The sequence below is a fragment of the Rhizobium sp. RHZ01 genome (genome assembly GCF_014851595.1).
Taxonomy (GTDB): domain Bacteria; phylum Pseudomonadota; class Alphaproteobacteria; order Rhizobiales; family Rhizobiaceae; genus Rhizobium; species Rhizobium altiplani.
Map to the genome: position 1 here is coordinate 1 of NZ_JACUZZ010000100.1, position 529 is coordinate 529.

A 529-nucleotide genomic window follows, 5' to 3' on the forward strand; every position below is an offset into this window, starting at 1 on the left:
CGCAAATTCCTCGGCTATGCTTTCTTCAAAGCACCAGGGCGGGTGGTCAAGAGACGGGTTGCCGACAAGGCAATCAAGGCGTTCAAGGAGCGCATTCGCGAACTGACACCGCGCGTGACGGGTCGATCCCTGAAAGCGGTGGCAGAACGGCTGCGCCTCTTCGTGCGCGGATGGAAAGCCTACTTCCGGCTGGCGCAAACACCTCGGGTCTGGCAAGCGCTGGACGAGTGGATGCGCCATCGTGTGAGGGCAATCCAGCTCAAGCAATGGAAGCACGGCAGACGATCTTTCGGGAGATGATGGCAAGGGGAGCCAAACCTGGGGTGGCCCAGCAAGTGGCAGCAAATGCCGGTCGCTGGTGGCGCAACAGCGGCAAGCTCCTTAACGCCACCCTCACCATTAGATGGGCTGACCAACTTGGAATGCCCAGGCTCGTCTAACCTCAATCTCTCGAACCGCCTGGTGCGGACCCGCATGCCGGGTGGTGTGGCAGGGGTGCGATCACATCGAGCGCCCCCTATGCCGATTT

At 61.1% G+C, this 529-nt stretch carries 1 protein-coding gene; it reads left to right on the forward strand.

Going from position 1 to position 529, the window contains the following annotated elements; all coding sequences use genetic code 11:
- A partial coding sequence (locus IB248_RS30985; RefSeq protein ID WP_281419733.1) for a group II intron maturase-specific domain-containing protein occupies positions 1-300 on the forward strand: 300 nt, incomplete at its 5' end.
- Positions 301-529: the final 229 nt, after the last annotated feature.